This is a genomic window from Mycobacterium sp. 1274756.6, assembly GCF_001668625.1.
In the GTDB taxonomy this organism is placed as follows: domain Bacteria; phylum Actinomycetota; class Actinomycetes; order Mycobacteriales; family Mycobacteriaceae; genus Mycobacterium.
Map to the genome: position 1 here is coordinate 88,828 of NZ_LZLJ01000083.1, position 14,287 is coordinate 103,114.

At 69.0% G+C, this 14,287-nt stretch carries 14 protein-coding genes and 2 riboswitches; of the genes, 7 read left to right on the forward strand and 7 right to left on the reverse strand.

The window, feature by feature from the left end; all coding sequences use genetic code 11:
* Positions 1-16 precede the first annotated feature (16 nt).
* Positions 17-1,459, reverse strand: a complete 1,443-nt coding sequence (locus A5643_RS12975; RefSeq protein ID WP_066856039.1) for a neutral zinc metallopeptidase — start codon at positions 1,457-1,459, stop codon at positions 17-19.
* Positions 1,460-1,582: 123 nt separating this feature from the next.
* On the opposite strand from A5643_RS12975, the gene A5643_RS12980 reads away from it, so the two are divergent.
* From A5643_RS12980 to A5643_RS12990, 3 genes are all read left to right on the forward strand, one after another.
* Positions 1,583-2,677 (forward strand): sensor domain-containing protein, encoded by a 1,095-nt coding sequence (locus A5643_RS12980; protein WP_066856042.1) that lies wholly within the window; start codon positions 1,583-1,585, stop codon positions 2,675-2,677.
* 66 nt (positions 2,678-2,743) lie between these two features.
* A complete protein-coding gene (locus A5643_RS12985; protein WP_066856153.1) occupies positions 2,744-4,231 on the forward strand; it encodes a M28 family metallopeptidase in 1,488 nt (495 codons plus the stop codon).
* Positions 4,228-5,574, forward strand: coding sequence for a sensor histidine kinase (locus A5643_RS12990; protein WP_066856045.1), 1,347 nt, complete (start codon positions 4,228-4,230; stop codon positions 5,572-5,574). Before A5643_RS12985 ends, A5643_RS12990 begins: the two co-directional genes overlap by 4 nt.
* 7 nt (positions 5,575-5,581) lie before the next feature.
* On the opposite strand, the gene A5643_RS12995 is transcribed toward A5643_RS12990, so the two are convergent.
* A complete protein-coding gene (locus A5643_RS12995) occupies positions 5,582-6,478 on the reverse strand; it encodes a hypothetical protein (protein ID WP_066856049.1) in 897 nt (298 codons plus the stop codon).
* A gap of 127 nt (positions 6,479-6,605) precedes the next feature.
* Here A5643_RS12995 and A5643_RS13000 point away from each other — a divergent pair, with 127 nt between their 5' ends.
* Positions 6,606-7,478 (forward strand): hypothetical protein, encoded by an 873-nt coding sequence (locus A5643_RS13000; protein ID WP_066856052.1) that lies wholly within the window; start codon positions 6,606-6,608, stop codon positions 7,476-7,478.
* A gap of 80 nt (positions 7,479-7,558) precedes the next feature.
* Here the strand turns inward: A5643_RS13000 and A5643_RS13005 are convergent, their stop codons facing one another.
* Positions 7,559-9,043 (reverse strand): flavin-containing monooxygenase, encoded by a 1,485-nt coding sequence (locus tag A5643_RS13005; protein WP_066856055.1) that lies wholly within the window; start codon positions 9,041-9,043, stop codon positions 7,559-7,561.
* 91 nt (positions 9,044-9,134) lie between these two features.
* Between A5643_RS13005 and A5643_RS13010 the strand changes: the two genes are divergently transcribed.
* Entirely contained in the window at positions 9,135-9,314 is a 180-nt protein-coding gene (locus A5643_RS13010) for an Rv3202a family protein (protein ID WP_066856058.1), read from the forward strand.
* Positions 9,315-9,321: 7 nt separating this feature from the next.
* Entirely contained in the window at positions 9,322-10,056 is a 735-nt protein-coding gene (locus A5643_RS13015; RefSeq protein ID WP_066856061.1) for a GAF and ANTAR domain-containing protein, read from the forward strand.
* Here A5643_RS13015 and A5643_RS13020 read toward each other — a convergent pair.
* The 3 genes from A5643_RS13020 to thiC form a co-directional block, all read right to left on the reverse strand.
* The gene (locus tag A5643_RS13020) at positions 10,042-10,656 is read right to left on the reverse strand and encodes an alpha/beta hydrolase family protein (protein WP_066856065.1); all 615 of its coding nucleotides are present in this window, start codon (positions 10,654-10,656) and stop codon (positions 10,042-10,044) included. The two genes, A5643_RS13015 and A5643_RS13020, sit on opposite strands and share 15 nt — an antisense overlap.
* Entirely contained in the window at positions 10,653-11,483 is an 831-nt protein-coding gene (thiD, locus tag A5643_RS13025; protein WP_066856068.1) for a bifunctional hydroxymethylpyrimidine kinase/phosphomethylpyrimidine kinase, read from the reverse strand. Before thiD ends, A5643_RS13020 begins: the two co-directional genes overlap by 4 nt.
* A complete protein-coding gene (gene thiC / locus A5643_RS13030; protein ID WP_066856156.1) occupies positions 11,480-13,123 on the reverse strand; it encodes a phosphomethylpyrimidine synthase ThiC in 1,644 nt (547 codons plus the stop codon). Before thiC ends, thiD begins: the two co-directional genes overlap by 4 nt.
* Positions 13,114-13,224, reverse strand: a riboswitch (TPP riboswitch). (Overlaps the previous gene by 10 nt.)
* A 182-nt stretch (positions 13,225-13,406) precedes the next feature.
* A riboswitch (M-box (ykoK) riboswitch) is annotated at positions 13,407-13,575 on the forward strand.
* Between the two features lie 229 nt (positions 13,576-13,804).
* Here thiC and A5643_RS13035 point away from each other — a divergent pair.
* Positions 13,805-13,984, forward strand: a complete 180-nt coding sequence (locus A5643_RS13035) for an Rv1535 domain-containing protein (protein WP_066856071.1) — start codon at positions 13,805-13,807, stop codon at positions 13,982-13,984.
* A 9-nt stretch (positions 13,985-13,993) separates the two neighbouring features.
* Here the strand turns inward: A5643_RS13035 and A5643_RS13040 are convergent, their stop codons facing one another.
* The gene (locus tag A5643_RS13040; RefSeq protein ID WP_066856074.1) at positions 13,994-14,269 is read right to left on the reverse strand and encodes a hypothetical protein; all 276 of its coding nucleotides are present in this window, start codon (positions 14,267-14,269) and stop codon (positions 13,994-13,996) included.
* Positions 14,270-14,287: the final 18 nt, after the last annotated feature.

Here is a 14,287-nt window from a genome sequence, read left to right on the forward strand (position 1 = left end):
GATCGGCGGCCTTTCGTCACGGGTAGCGCTGGATGCAACGGTCGATGTCGCCGTACACGCCGGTACGGAACGCGTCGATGCGGGCGAAGCCGGCCGGTACGGCATCGCCGTTGACGTCGCTGGCCGCGATGCCGTTGGTGAGCAGCCCGGTCACCGCCTCGTCCAGGTCGCCGGCGGACAAGGTGATCGTGACCCCGTCGTCGCGGGTGAACGGTTCAGCCAGCATGGCGGTGGCCGACCCGGTCATGCACGCGGTGCGCAGGCCGGCCTGGGCGGTGTCGAGCGCGAGATCGCCGCGCTGGTGCTGCAGGGCGAGCATGTAGCGCGACATCAGCACCGAGTAGGCGGTGTTGTCGCCGGCCAGCGACAGCGCCGACTCGAACGACATCTCATCCGGTTCGGGTTGGGTGCCCAACTCGGTCAGCTCCGGCAGGTCCACCACGATCTCGTTGCGTTCCGGGCAGTACGACGCCGGCGGGCTGGGTCGGGCGTCCCCGCACGGCCGTTCGGTGTCGAAGCTCAGCGCCGGGGGCTCGGCGGGTGCCAGGCGTGCGGTGAGCTCGTCGACGATGGTGGCCACCGACTCCGCGGTGACCGGCCACTCGCCGGTGTCGTCCTCCTGCAGCGCGACCGGCAGCCCGTGGCGACGCGACTCGATCTGGTCGGTGTCGATCAGCCCGCACGAGCGGGCGCCTTCGCTGAACCCGAACTGGAACGCCGAGATGCGCTCGAAGGCCGACCCGTGCTCGTCGTCGACGCTGTCGCCCTCGATCAGCAGCGGGTCGCGGATGCCGACCAGCACGGCCAGCAGGTCGTTGAGGCCGTTGCCGGTGGACAGCCGGAACCGCGGCGAGTCCTCCTCGGCAACCCAGCGCATGTACACCCCGGCCAGGCAGTCGGCCTGCTGCTCGCGCACCAGCACCGGCGTGTCGAGCGTGGTGAGCTTGGCCATCCGGCTGATCGCGTGCCCGTATTCGTGGGCGAGCACCATGGTGATCGCCATGTCGCCGTAGGCGCCGCGCAACACCGGCATCATGATCCCGCGGTCCCAGCCGACGGTGTTGTCCAGCAGGCAGTAGACGGCGTTGGCGAACCGGAACGTCGGGTGCATACAGAAACGGGTCGGGCGCGGCTGACGCGCGTCCCAGGAGAACAGCTGACCGACCTGCTCAAACGTGCCGGTGAAGGTTTGCTGGTAGGCGCCGGCCCAGAAGGTCTCGATGTCGCTGATGGCCTGACGGGCGATCATGTCCACCGGGCCGCCGTCGCTGCCGGTGGCCTGCACCAGCGGTCGTTCGGCCTCCGAGCGCAGTCCGCTCGGCCCGTCGACGGCGGGCAGCCCGCCGACGCTGAACGGGTCGGCGTAGACCGAGACCGGCCGGCTGTCGATCATCGTGGTGCAGCCGGCGATCAGCAAGGCCACGCCGAGCCCGGTGAGGACACGCCGCAACTGACGCATCGGGTGACAAACCCCCTGACGTGGGTCGGTGGCGCGGAAAATCCCGTGTGTGGCCCACCCTGTATACCGTGATTGAATTCAAGGCACGGCACATCTGACGACATCGTGGGGAAGGCGGTGAGGATGCCCGACCAACACACCCCGCAAGGGGGCAACCGGCCCGGCGGTGATCCCGACCGATTCAACCCCACCCAGCAGTGGCGCGCCGGACCGGGTGCGGCCCCGCAGGACCCGACGATGGTCGCCCCGATCGGCTGGTCGCCCTCCGGCGGGATGCCACCGCAGCCGCCCCAGCCGCCGACGCAACCGCCCCCGCAGCCATCGCCGCCGCCCGGCTGGAACGCCCCGCCGCAGGGCTCCGGGTGGGGGCCGGGTTCGTCGGGCTGGTCGCCGTCGCAGTCCTACGGCTGGTCGCCGTCGCAGCCCGGCGCGGCGGGCTGGCCGACCAACCCGCCCGGCTCACCGTGGGGTCCGCCACCGGGGGGCGGCAGATCCACCGGGAAGATCGCGGCGCTGGTCGGTCTCGCGTTGACCGTGGTTGTCGCGTTGGTGGTCGGTGTGGTGCTGGTGACCAAACGTTCCGGCGGTGACGACGACACCGCAGCGCCGCTCGTCGACGTCACCACCAGCAGTTCCCCGGCGCCTACCGTGGCCGTCACCGCCCTCGAAGGGCTCCTGCCCACCGCCAGCACCGTCGACACCGCGCTGCACATCAGCGGACTGGACATCAGGGACACCCGGCAGGCGGTCTACGTGCTCGAGAACGACGACCGGGTCTCCGACATGGATTGCATCAGCGTCCCGTACGTCTCCCAGGGCGCGGTCTATGAGGGCAGCGGTTACACCGCGATCCGGGCCCGCCGGATGGAGAAGAAGGACGTCATCATCGACACCGCGGCGGCGACGTTCCCGACCAGCGCGGACGCCGCCGAGTTCCGGGAGAAGATCACCCAGCAGTGGCAGGGCTGCGCCCGCAAATCGCTGAACCGGTACTTCTCCGGCAACGACGACGATGAGACCTGGATGATCGGCTCCACCGAGACCGGCGAAGACACCGCGCGCACCATCGCCTATCAGGAGGGCGGCGAAGGCTGGGCGTGCACCCACGCGATCGGCTCGCGCGGCAACGCCGCGCTCGAGGCGCTGGTCTGCGGCAACGGGATGACCGACGAGGCCGCCACCCTGCTCGACAGCATGCTCAATTCGGTCGCCAGCTAGCGGTGCGACCGCGGCGCGGGTGGCTGATGTGTGGCAGGGGAAGCGGGAGCGTCTAACGTGGTCACGATGAACACCAGGTCGAAGCTGCTCACCGCCGTGCTCGGAGTGGCCACCGTCGCCGCGCTGGTCGGCGGCTGCCAACGCGCCGCCGTGCCACCGGCATCGGTGTCCGAACAGTTCGCCAACCAACTGCGTGAACAGGTGACCACCGACGCGATGATGGCGCACCTGACCAAGCTGCAGGAGATCGCCGACCAAAACGACGGCAACCGTGCCGCCGGCACGCCCGGTTATGACGCCAGCGTCGACTACGTGGTCAAAGTCTTGAAAGACAACGGGTTTCAGGTTCAGACCCCCGAGTTCGACGCCCGCGTCTTCGAGTCCGAGCCGGGCAAGCTGGCGGTCGGTGAAACCCCGATCGAGGTCCGCGCCCTGGAGTTCAGCCTGCCCACGCCGGAGAAGGGGCTGACCGGGCCGCTGGTGGCGCTGCGCGCCGACGACGACTCGCCCGGCTGCACCGAATCCGACTACGACGGCCTGCAGGTGACCGGTGCGCTGGTGCTCGTCGACCGCGGCGAATGCCCATTCTCGGAGAAGGAGGCCGCCGCGGCCAAACGCGGTGCGATCGCGGTCATCATCGCCGACAACGTCGACGAGGAGAAGATGGGCGGCACCCTCGGTGAGGACACCGAGGTGAAGCTGCCGGTGGTCAGCGTCACCAAATCCGAGGGCGCCAAGCTGCGCGACCACCACGGGCCGGTCACCCTCACCCTGAAAGCCGAAACTCGGGAGATCCACTCCCGCAACATCATCGCGCAGACCCAGACCGGTGCCTCCGACGACGTGGTGATGGTCGGGGCCCACCTCGACAGCGTTCCCGACGGGCCCGGCATCAACGACAACGGATCCGGGGTCGCTGCCGTGCTGGAGACCGCGGTGCAGTTGGGCGCGACACCCGACGTGAAGAACGCGGTGCGGTTCGGATTCTGGGGCGCGGAGGAACTCGGCCTGATCGGTTCACGGCGCTACGTCGAATCCCTGGAACTGACCGAGTTGAAGAACATCGCGCTGTATCTCAACTTCGACATGCTCGCCTCCCCCAACCCCGGCTACTTCACCTACGACGGCGATCAGTCGCTGCCGCTGGATCAGCGTGGCCGCCCGATCGTGCCGGAGGGCTCGGCGGGCATCGAGCGCACCCTGGTGGCATACCTGGAGGCGACCGGCAAGGCCGCGCGCGACACCTCCTTCGACGGCCGCTCGGACTACGACGGCTTCACCCGCGCCGGAATCCCGTCCGGCGGGCTGTTCTCCGGCGCCGAGGGCGAGATGACCGAGGAACAGGCCAAGCTGTGGGGCGGCAAGGCCGGCGAGCCCTACGACCCGAACTACCACAAGGCCGGCGACACGCTGGAGAACATCAACAAGACCGCGCTGGGCATCCTGGGGCCCGGCGTCGGCTACGTCGTCGGTCACTACGCGATGGACGTGACCGGCAAGAACGGTGTCGCGACCTTCGACAATCGGACCCGGCACACCCTCGCCACGCCATGACCCGCTTCCTGCGGCCCATGCAGGCGGTGCTCTCGCTGCGCACGATCGTGATCGTGGCGGCGCTGTCGGTGGTGCTGCTGGTTATCCTGTTGGGCGCCTGGGTGTGGGTCGGGGTGACCAACGACCAGTACAACCAACTGGATCGGCGGCTGGACTCGGTGAGCAGCCTCGGCGACATCTCCTCGTTGCTGCGCAGCGGTCAGCGCCACGACGCGGACCTGCCACCCCCGGACGGCAGCGTGGTGCGCACCGCCCGGATCGGCGGCATCACCGTGTCGGTGCCCGCCGACGTGGTGCTGCCCGCGTTCGAGAACGGCTACAACAACACCACCATCAACGGCGTCGAATACCGGGTGCGCACCTTCGCAGCCGGCCAGGCCTCCGTCGCCGTGGGTGCGCCGATGGCGGCCACCAAGAAGCGGATCAACGAACTGCACCTTCGGGTGCTGCTGATCTGCGGCGGGGTGATCGTGGGCACCGTGATCGTGGGCTGGATCATGTGGCGGATCATGATCAACCCGTTCCGGCTGCTCGCCCAGCAGGCCCGCGCGATCAGCGCCCAGTCGGTCCCCGACGACCTGCAGGTGCGCGGGGTGCGTGAGGCGGTCGAGATCGGCGAGGCGGTCGAGGGCATGCTGGCCCGCATCGGAACGGCGCAGGAGCGCACCAAGGCCGCACTGGAATCGGCGCGTGACTTCGCCGCGGTGGCCTCCCACGAACTGCGCACCCCGCTGACCGCGATGCGCACCAACCTCGAGGTGCTGGCCACCATGGACCTGCCGATCGAACAGCGCAAGGAGATGGTCGGCGACGTCATGCGGACCCAGACCCGCATCGAGCTCACCCTCTCCGCCCTGGAGCGGCTGGCTCAGGGGGAGCTCACCACCGACGAAGACTATGTGCCGCTGGACATCACCGAGTTGCTCGACCGGGCCGCCCACGACGCGATGCGCTCCTACCCGGATGTGCAGGTCACCTTGGTGCCCACCGCCGGGGTGTTCCTGCTGGGCCTGCCGGCCGGGTTGCGGTTGGTGATCGACAACGCGATCACCAACGCCGTCAAGCACGGCCACGCCACCGAGATCCAGCTGGACGCGGTGAGCTCTTCCGCCGGTGTGGAGATCACGATCGACGACAACGGGACTGGCGTGCCCGAGGACGAACGCGAAGTGGTCTTCGAGCGGTTCTCCCGTGGCTCGACCGCGTCCCGGTCCGGTTCGGGCCTCGGCCTCGCCCTGGTGGCGCAGCAGGCCGAACTGCACGGCGGCGCCGCGGCTTTGGAGGACAGCCCGCTGGGCGGCACCCGACTGGTGATGCGGCTGCCGGGCACCCCGCCGGTGTAGAGCCAGGTCAGTGTGACGCGGCCGCAGTGGCGGCACGGAAGCGGTCGAGCGCCCGGACGTCGGTCAATTCCGTCCGGTAGCCCGGGTTTCGCCAATAGAACCGCATCATTTCGCGCAGCACATCGCCGTCGGGGGTGTACAGCCCGGGCGAGCGGAGCGTGCGGTATGTGCCGTCGACCAGCTGCACAGTCACCGGCCGCCGCGCGAACGATAACCCGCCGGACGGCGAATCGGTGATGTCGAAGATCTCATCCCAGCGACCCGTCACCGACCGCAGCACCGAGTCGAACGCGAACCCCTCCGCGTTGAACCGGATCCCACCGACCCCGCCGCGCACCGCAACCGTCACCAGGGCGACCAGCAGGGGCGCCGTCACCGCCGCCAGGACGGCCGTGCCGAGCGCCGGGGAGAACGTATCGAACATGATGGAGTGCAGCACGATGTTGTCGAGTTGGGGCTGCGGATCGGTGGTCAGCTGCAGGTAGCCGAACAGCCCCGAGCCGAGCGCCCCGCTCGCCAGGGCGACGAGCACCGAGACATCCACGCGGGTGGCGGGCCGCAGGGTCAGGCCGGCGCTGCCGACACTGCTGCGCGCGACGGAGGTGTGCCGGGCCCATGCGATGGCGACCATCCCGGCGACAGCGGCGTTGAGGAACAGCACCATGAAACCCGCGAGGTATTCGCCGTATTTGAACGCGAGGACCATGAACATCAGCTCGACCAGCACGAACGTGACCACAACCATGAGTGGCCGACCCAATGCCAGCAGTGTGCTGCCGAGGTGACCCCCGTCCGTCGCCGTCTCCTCGGGCGGATAGCCGGGCCCCACCCGCGGCAGCCGGACCGTGGCCGGCTCGCCGACAGCGGGGTAGCCGGGGCCCGGACCGCCACCGGTCGGCATCATGCTGGGTTCTCCGTGGCGTGCGGGAGCATCCGCTGAGCGTATCGCGGCGGACCGCACCCAAGGGACACGAAGCGGACGGGCGAATTCGGCGCCCGACGCCCCGCGAGCCCGCGGTTAAACTACACCGGTGACCCAGTTCGATCCCGCCGCCCAAATTCGCCCGCCGGGCAGTGAGCTCAAGTCCTTACAGACCACCAAATGGGTCATTCTGGTCACCTGCGGGATCCCGACCATCGTCGGCCTGCTCATCGGCGCGGTCGCCGCCGCGCTTTCCGGTCGCGGCGGCCTGGCGGTGCTGCTGGTCGGCGGCGCGGTGTTCTTCATCGTCGGACTGGGCGCAACCTTCGTTCCGTCGCTGTTCGAACCGTGCTGGTCCGTCGATGGCCGCGGAACGGTATTGCGGATGCCGCAGGGCGCGAACACCTTCGGCAACTTGATGATTTCGGGCTTTTCGATGCTGGGAGTGGGCGCGGGGGCGGTGGCGTTCTTCGACCCCGGATCGCTGGACTTCTTCTCCGAGGATGCCGGACCGCTCCGCGCGATCGGCGTGTTCTGGGCGCTCGGTGCCATCGGCTTCTGGGTTTTCTTCGTCGTTCAGAACAACCGGCGGGGCGGCCACCACCTGCTGTTCACCCCGGAGGGATTCGTCTTCGCCGACGGCACCCTCGACAAACAGGGCCGGTGGGCCGAGGTCCGCGACCTGCGCGACTCCACACCGGAAATCCAGGTCGGCTTGAAAGAAGCCCCGCTGACCACCTGGAATGCCAACGGAATGTGCCCGCTGACCCTGGTTCTCGCCGACGGCAGAACACCGTACATTCAGGACCTGCGCTACTACGCCGGCCAGAAAGCCGAACCGCAGGCGTTCCGGGACTGGGTGCGGTTCTACTGGGAGCACCCCTGGAACCGCGGTGAGCTCGCCAACGGCGGTGCGCTCCACCGGCTGGCGGATATGCAGGCCTGGTACCGCGGAACCCACCCGGCTGCACCGCGGCGTTGACTCTGCATCGTTGGCGCCGTTTTTCGTCAAACCGCGAGTGGGCAGCGCCATGACCGCAGGGTCAATGACGGTGTGCCGGGTCAGCCGAACCGGTAGTCGCTCAACGCAAACCGGGACCCGTCGGCCACCGCGTCGGCGGTGGAGGTGGGCCGCAGCAGGGTCGCCTCGCCGTCGTGGTTGAAGTAGTACGAGCGTGAGGTCGCGCAATCCCCGGCGTAGAACACCGAATCGTCGAGCAGCCCGGTCATCCGCTCCAGGAACGCGGCGTTGGCCTCCTCGGTCACCTCGAAGGTGTCGGCACCCCGGCGATGCAGTTCGGCGAAGAGCCGGTCGATGTGACGCATCTGGTACTCCATCGTGTTGAAGAACGACAGACCGGAGAACGCGTACGGGCTGGCCAGGCTGAGGTAGTTGGGGAACGCCGGGATCGACACCCCCTGGTAGGCCTGAAACCGATTGTCCCGCCACCACTTGCCCAGGCTGCGGCCGCCTCGCCCGATGATCTCGATGGCCGGGAAATTGGCGTCCCACAAGTCGAAGCCGGTCGCGAGCACCAGCGCGTCGATGCCGGTCTTTTGCCCGTCGGCGGTGACGATGCCGTCGGATTCGATCCGCTGGATCGGTGCGGTCTGCAGATGCACGTTCGCCCTGGTGAACGACCGGTAGTAGTCGTTGGAGTAGGTGGGACGCTTGCAGCCGAAGTCGTAGTCCGGCGTCAGCGCGGCGCGCAACCGTCTGTCGCGAACGGTGGCGAACAGGAACAGTTTCGCGGCGTCGGCGGCGGCGATGTTCAACCGGCGGAACCGCCGGAACCGCAGCACCCCGGTCACCATCAACAACTCCAGCAGCGTGTCGGTGACGAACCGGAATCCGCGGTGGACCGCCGGTACCGCCGCGAACAGCCGCTGCAGCGCCGGCGGGATCGCGAAGTCGATCTTCGGCACCACCCAGATCGGGGTGCGTTGGTAGACGGTCAGGTCCGCCGCCCGCCGCGCCAACTCCGGAATCAGCTGGACCGCGGTGGCGCCGGTGCCGATGAGCCCCACCCGTTTCCCGGTGAAGTCGAACGCGTCATCCCACGCCGTGGTGTGCATGACGCGGCCGGCGAAATCGGTGATCCCGTCGATCTCCGGCGTGTGCGGCTGGGAGAGGAACCCGGTGGCGGTGATCAGGAACTGGGTGGAGATCACGTCGCCGTTAGCCAGGCTCACCTGCCACCGGCGGGTCTCCTCATCCCACCGGGCCCCCGCCACGGTGGTGTTGAACCGCATGTACCCGCGCACGTCGTACTTGTCGGCGACATGCTCGGCATAGCGTTTCAACTCCTCGCCCGGGGCGAACAGGCGAGACCAGTACGGGTTGGGTTCGAACCAGTAGGAGTAGGTGGTCGAGGGGATGTCGACCGCCAACCCGGGATAGCGGTTGACGTGCCAGGTTCCGCCGAGATCGCTCTCCCGGTCGAGGATCACCATGTCGCGGTAGCCCAGCCGGCTCAGCTGGATCGCCGCCCCGATTCCCCCGAACCCGGCGCCGACGATGACCGCATCGACGTGCTCGGCACTCATAAGCCGACGATACCTTACTCATGAGTAAGTTTGTAGTCGTCGGGACCGGGTAACCTGGACGGGCCGACGCAGTCCGAGCAGGGGAGGAGCCATGACCGAGCCGATTCCGAGCGCCAGCGACCTCGACATCGCCGAGCAGGCCATGGCCGTCGACGACGAGCACGACGACGTGTTCGACCCCGACACGGGCTCCGCCGAAGCCAATCCGGCCGATGTCTACGACCAGCACCAAAGCGTCCCCCTCGACGACGACGATTACCCCAGCGGATAGGCGGTCGATGAGCGAACCCGTTCCCGGCGCACCGACCGGGGCTGACCCGGCGGGTGTGTTCGCAGCGCTGGCCGAGATCGTCTACCGCGGCAGCAGCATCGACGAGGTCTACTCCGCGATCTGCGTGGCCGCCACCCTGCTGGTGCCGTCCTGCGACCACGCCAGCATCCTGATGCGCCGCGGCGGCCGCTACCGGATCGCGGCAGCCAGCGACGGTATCGCACGCCGCATCGACGAGATGGAACGCGAACTCGGTGAAGGGCCCTGCCTGGACGCCATCGAGGACGAGGCCGCCCAGATCGACACCGACCTGGCGGTGCACAGCACCTGGCCCCGGTTGGCGACGCGGATCCTGGCCGAGACGCCGGTGCGCGGGGCGATGGGCTTCCGGCTGCTGGTCGACGACCGCAAGGAGGCGGCGCTGAACCTGTTCAGCGACACCCCGAATGCCTTCGACACCGCGGCCGCTGAACGCGCCGTCATGTTGGCCGCGTTCGCTTCGGTGACCGTCAACGCGGTGATCCGCGGCGAGGACGTGTCCACGTTGCAGCGCGGCCTGGACAGCAATCGCGAGATCGGCAAGGCCATCGGGATGCTGATGCTGCTCAACAGCGTCAGCGATGTCGAGGCCTTCGACATGCTGCGGCGCGTCTCCCAGGAGACCAACGTCAAGCTCGCCAAGGTCGCCGCCGAGGTGATCGCCGGCAGCGTGCGGCTGCACCCGGGTTCAGCGGCCCAGTAACCGCAGCGCGGCGGAGACCGCCAGCTCCGGAACGTCGAGGGTCTTCGACGCCAGATCATGTCGGGCGTCGGCGATTTCGACGATCTCGGTCGCCGCAGGAATCAAACCCGCCGCTTCGCGCAGCTCGGCCAGGCTGCCGAAGGGATCCCGGCCGCCGTGGGTGAACACGGTCGGCACGGTGATGTCGGGCAGATGGGCGGTGCGGGCCCGCTCCGGCTTTCCCGGCGGGTGCAGTGGGTAGGAGAATAACGTCAGCAGATCCACCGGGACCGCCCCGGTCACCATCGAGGTCTGCCGGCCGCCGTAGGAGTGCCCCCCGGCCACCAGTGGGCCGTCGGCGAGGTCGCGGGCGAGCGCGGTCGCCGCAAGGATGCCGTCACGGTCGACCTGCCCGTTTCCCGACGGCGGGCCGCTGACCCGGCGCCGCCGGAACGGCAGGTTGTAGCGGATGGCCAGCCAGCCGCACGCGGCCCACGCTTCGCAGACCCGCTGCAGCAGTGGCGAATCCCGATTCCCGCCGGCACCGTGGGTCAACAGGACCACGCCGGCGGGGGCTCGGTCCGGACGGTGGGCGATCCCGTCGATCGCCGAGAGGTTCACGGCTGCAACCGAAACAGCGGGGAGACCGGGCCATGACCGTGGCCCAGTGGATAGGCGGCGCGCAGGCAGTCGGTCACCCAGCGTTTCGCGAAGCCCACCGCATCCGGGACGGTGAAGCCGTGGGCGAGGGCGGCCGCGGTGGCCGCGGCCAGTGTGTCCCCGGCGCCGTGGTCGTCGCCGGTGTCGACCCGCGCGGCCGGGAACTCGACGAACTCGCGGCCGTCGTAGAGCAGGTCGGGGCTGTCGGTCGCCGAGCGCAGATGCCCGCCCTTGACCAGCACCCACGCCGGCCCGAGCGCGTGCAGCGCCCGGGCGGCGTCCCGCTGGGTGCCGGCGTCGACGACGTCGATGCCCACCAGCAGTCGCACCTCGTCGAGGTTCGGCGTGACCAGCGTGGCCAGCGGGAACAGCGTGTCGCGCAGGCTATCGAGCGCCTCGGGCACCAACAGCGGATCACCGTGCATCGACGCGCAGACCGGGTCGACCACCAGCGGCACCCCCGGATCGAGGCGCCGCCAGGTGGCGGCCACCGCGTCGATGATCTCCGGGGCGGCGAGCATGCCGGTCTTGGCGGCCTGTAGCCCGATGTCGGTGACGACCGCGTCGATCTGCTCACCGACCACCTCGGGGGGCACCCGGTGCACCCGCCGCACCCCGACGGAATTCTGCACCGTCACCGCGGTCACCGCGACCAGGGCGTGGACGCCCAGCATCGCGGCGGTGCGCAGGTCCGCCTGGATCCCGGCGCCGCCACCGGAGTCCGACCCGGCGATGGTCAGGATCCGCGCCGGGGTGGCCCGGGGCGCAGCCAGCGGCAGGTAACTCACTGCGACAGCGGCAGATACACCCGGTTGCCGTGTTCGGCGAACTCGGCCGACTTCTCCGCCATGCCCGCGGCGATGGCGGCGTCGATGTCCTCCTCGGTCTCCAGGCCGTGCTCGGCGGCGTAGTCGCGCACGTCCTGGGTGATCCGCATCGAGCAGAACTTGGGGCCGCACATCGAGCAGAAGTGCGCCGACTTCGCCGGTTCGGCCGGCAGCGTCTCGTCGTGGTACTCCCGCGCGGTGTCGGGGTCCAGCGAGAGCGCGAACTGGTCATACCAGCGGAACTCGAAGCGGGCTTTGGACAATTCGTCGTCGCGGCGCTGGGCGTGCGGGTGGCCCTTGGCCAGATCGGCGGCATGCGCGGCGATCTTGTAGGCGATCACGCCGTCCTTGACGTCCTTACGGTCCGGCAAGCCCAGGTGCTCCTTGGGGGTGACGTAGCAGAGCATCGCGGTGCCGGCCTGGGCGATGATCGCCGCGCCGATCGCGGAGGTGATGTGGTCGTAGGCCGGCGCGATGTCGGTGGCCAGCGGACCGAGGGTGTAGAACGGCGCCTCCTCGCACCATTCCTCCTCCAGCCGCACATTCTCGACGATCTTGTGCATCGGGACGTGCCCGGGACCTTCGATCATCACCTGCACGCCATGGGATTTGGCGATCTTGGTCAACTCGCCCAGGGTGCGCAGCTCGGCGAACTGGGCCTCGTCGTTGGCGTCGGCGATCGAGCCGGGGCGCAGCCCGTCGCCCAGGGAGAAGGTGACGTCGTAGCGGGCCAGGATCTCGCAGAGCTCGGCGAAGTTGGTGTAGAGGAACGACTCCTGGTGATGCGCCAGGCACCACGCCGCCATGATCGACCCGCCGCGCGAGACGATCCCGGTGACCCGCTTGGCGGTGAGCGGCACATAGCGCAGCAGCACGCCGGCGTGCACGGTCATGTAGTCCACGCCCTGCTCGCACTGCTCGATGACGGTGTCGCGGTAGATCTCCCAGGTCAGCTTCGCCGGGTCGCCGTTGACCTTCTCCAACGCCTGGTAGATCGGCACCGTGCCCACCGGAACCGGCGAGTTGCGCAGAATCCACTCGCGGGTCTCGTGGATGTCCTTGCCGGTGGACAGGTCCATGATGGTGTCCGCGCCCCACCGGATCGCCCACACCATCTTGTCGACCTCCTCGCCGATGGAGGAGGTGACCGCGGAGTTGCCGATGTTGGCGTTCACCTTCACCGCGAACGCCTTACCGATGATCATCGGTTCGATCTCGGGGTGCTTGTGGTTGGCCGGGATCACCGCCCGCCCGCGCGCGACCTCGTCGCGCACCAGCTCGGCGGGCATGCCCTCGCGGGCGGCGATGAACGCCATCTCCGCGGTGATCTCCCCGGCGCGGGCCCGCTGCAGCTGGGTCCCGCGGTCGGTGACCACCCCGGGGCGGGCCGGCAGGCCGGCGTGCAGGTCGATGGTGGCGTCGGTGTCGGTGTAGGGCCCGGAGGTGTCGTAGAGGTCGAAGTGCTCCCCGTTGGTGAGGTTCACCCGACGGAACGGCACCTTCGCCCCGGGCACGCCGTCCAGGTCGCGGTAGTGCTTGGTGCTGTAGGGGATCGGGCCGGTGGTCACGGCCGGGTCCACGGAAACAGACAGATCGGTCATCTTCATCTCCCTACGCCGGCATTACCCGGTCAGGTTCAGACGGTCGACGGCTCTAGCCGTCCTCTCAGCGCCCTCCGTTGGACGCTCCCGTGCGGTGTGCGGTTGTGGTGCGCCGACGACGTGCCGAGCGCACGCCCCACGCTATCCCAGTGCCGGCCCGCTGCCCAGGGATCGGCGCGACCCGGCGAGGCGCGCCCGCCGACACGCCGCCGACCTGCGGATTAGCCGCGTGAACGGGGGTGTAGTTGACCCCGGTCGGAGCCCTGGTGCACCATGGGTACCGCAAGCACCTCGTTAAGCGAGGCGTCTGCACGGACATAGGCCACTGACCCTGAACGTCGAGAGACGCCGCGGGTCAGGACAGCTCCTCCCGGCTTAAGGGTTGAGCCCAAGTGGCTTCCGGTCTCCGGACACGCCGTGCAGTGCCAAAGCCCGAACGAGTGGGGTGCGGTTCTTCCGGTGTGAGCCGGGTTTCGCCTCCTGATGTGCACCGCACGCGGACGGCACCACGGTGCCATGGCCGAGAGGAGGTGAGGGGCGAAATGAGCTCCGGTGATAGTCCATCCCGACCCAGGGCGATCGTTACGTCCCCGCGCTCGGCCGCCGCATCTCGGCGCTGACCGCCGGAACGCAACGCCATCGCCACCTCGTCCCACAGTTTTTCCCGGCCAGGAGGCAATCATGGCGACCATTGCATACAGCGACGTAACCACCCCGGCTCGCGCCGCGGTGAACGGTTTTGCCGAACTGCACCGCCGCGACGGCGACCCGCTGGTCGAGGGTGCCACCCGGCTGCTCAGCGTGCCGCTGCGTCAGGTGTACGCGCTGGCGTGGCGGGCCGGGATCCTCACCGTCCGGTAGCCGCGCGGCTCAGGCCTCTTCCATCGCCTTGCCGAGTTCCTCCAGGATCCGGCTGCGCTGGTTGGCGGCCATCAGGTGGCCGGCGGCGATCACCAGCGCGACCGGCCATTCGATCAGTTCGAACGTGGCCAGCAGTGCCAACCCGCCGTAGTAGGCCAACTGCTCCGGCGGGGGCACTGCGACCTCGCCCACCACGGGCAGGTTCAGCGCGAACGACTCGCCCTCGCGGATCTCCTGCACCGCGTCTCGGTGTGACGCCTCACGGCGCGACTGCTTGTCCACCATCGTTTGCCTTTCAGTAAC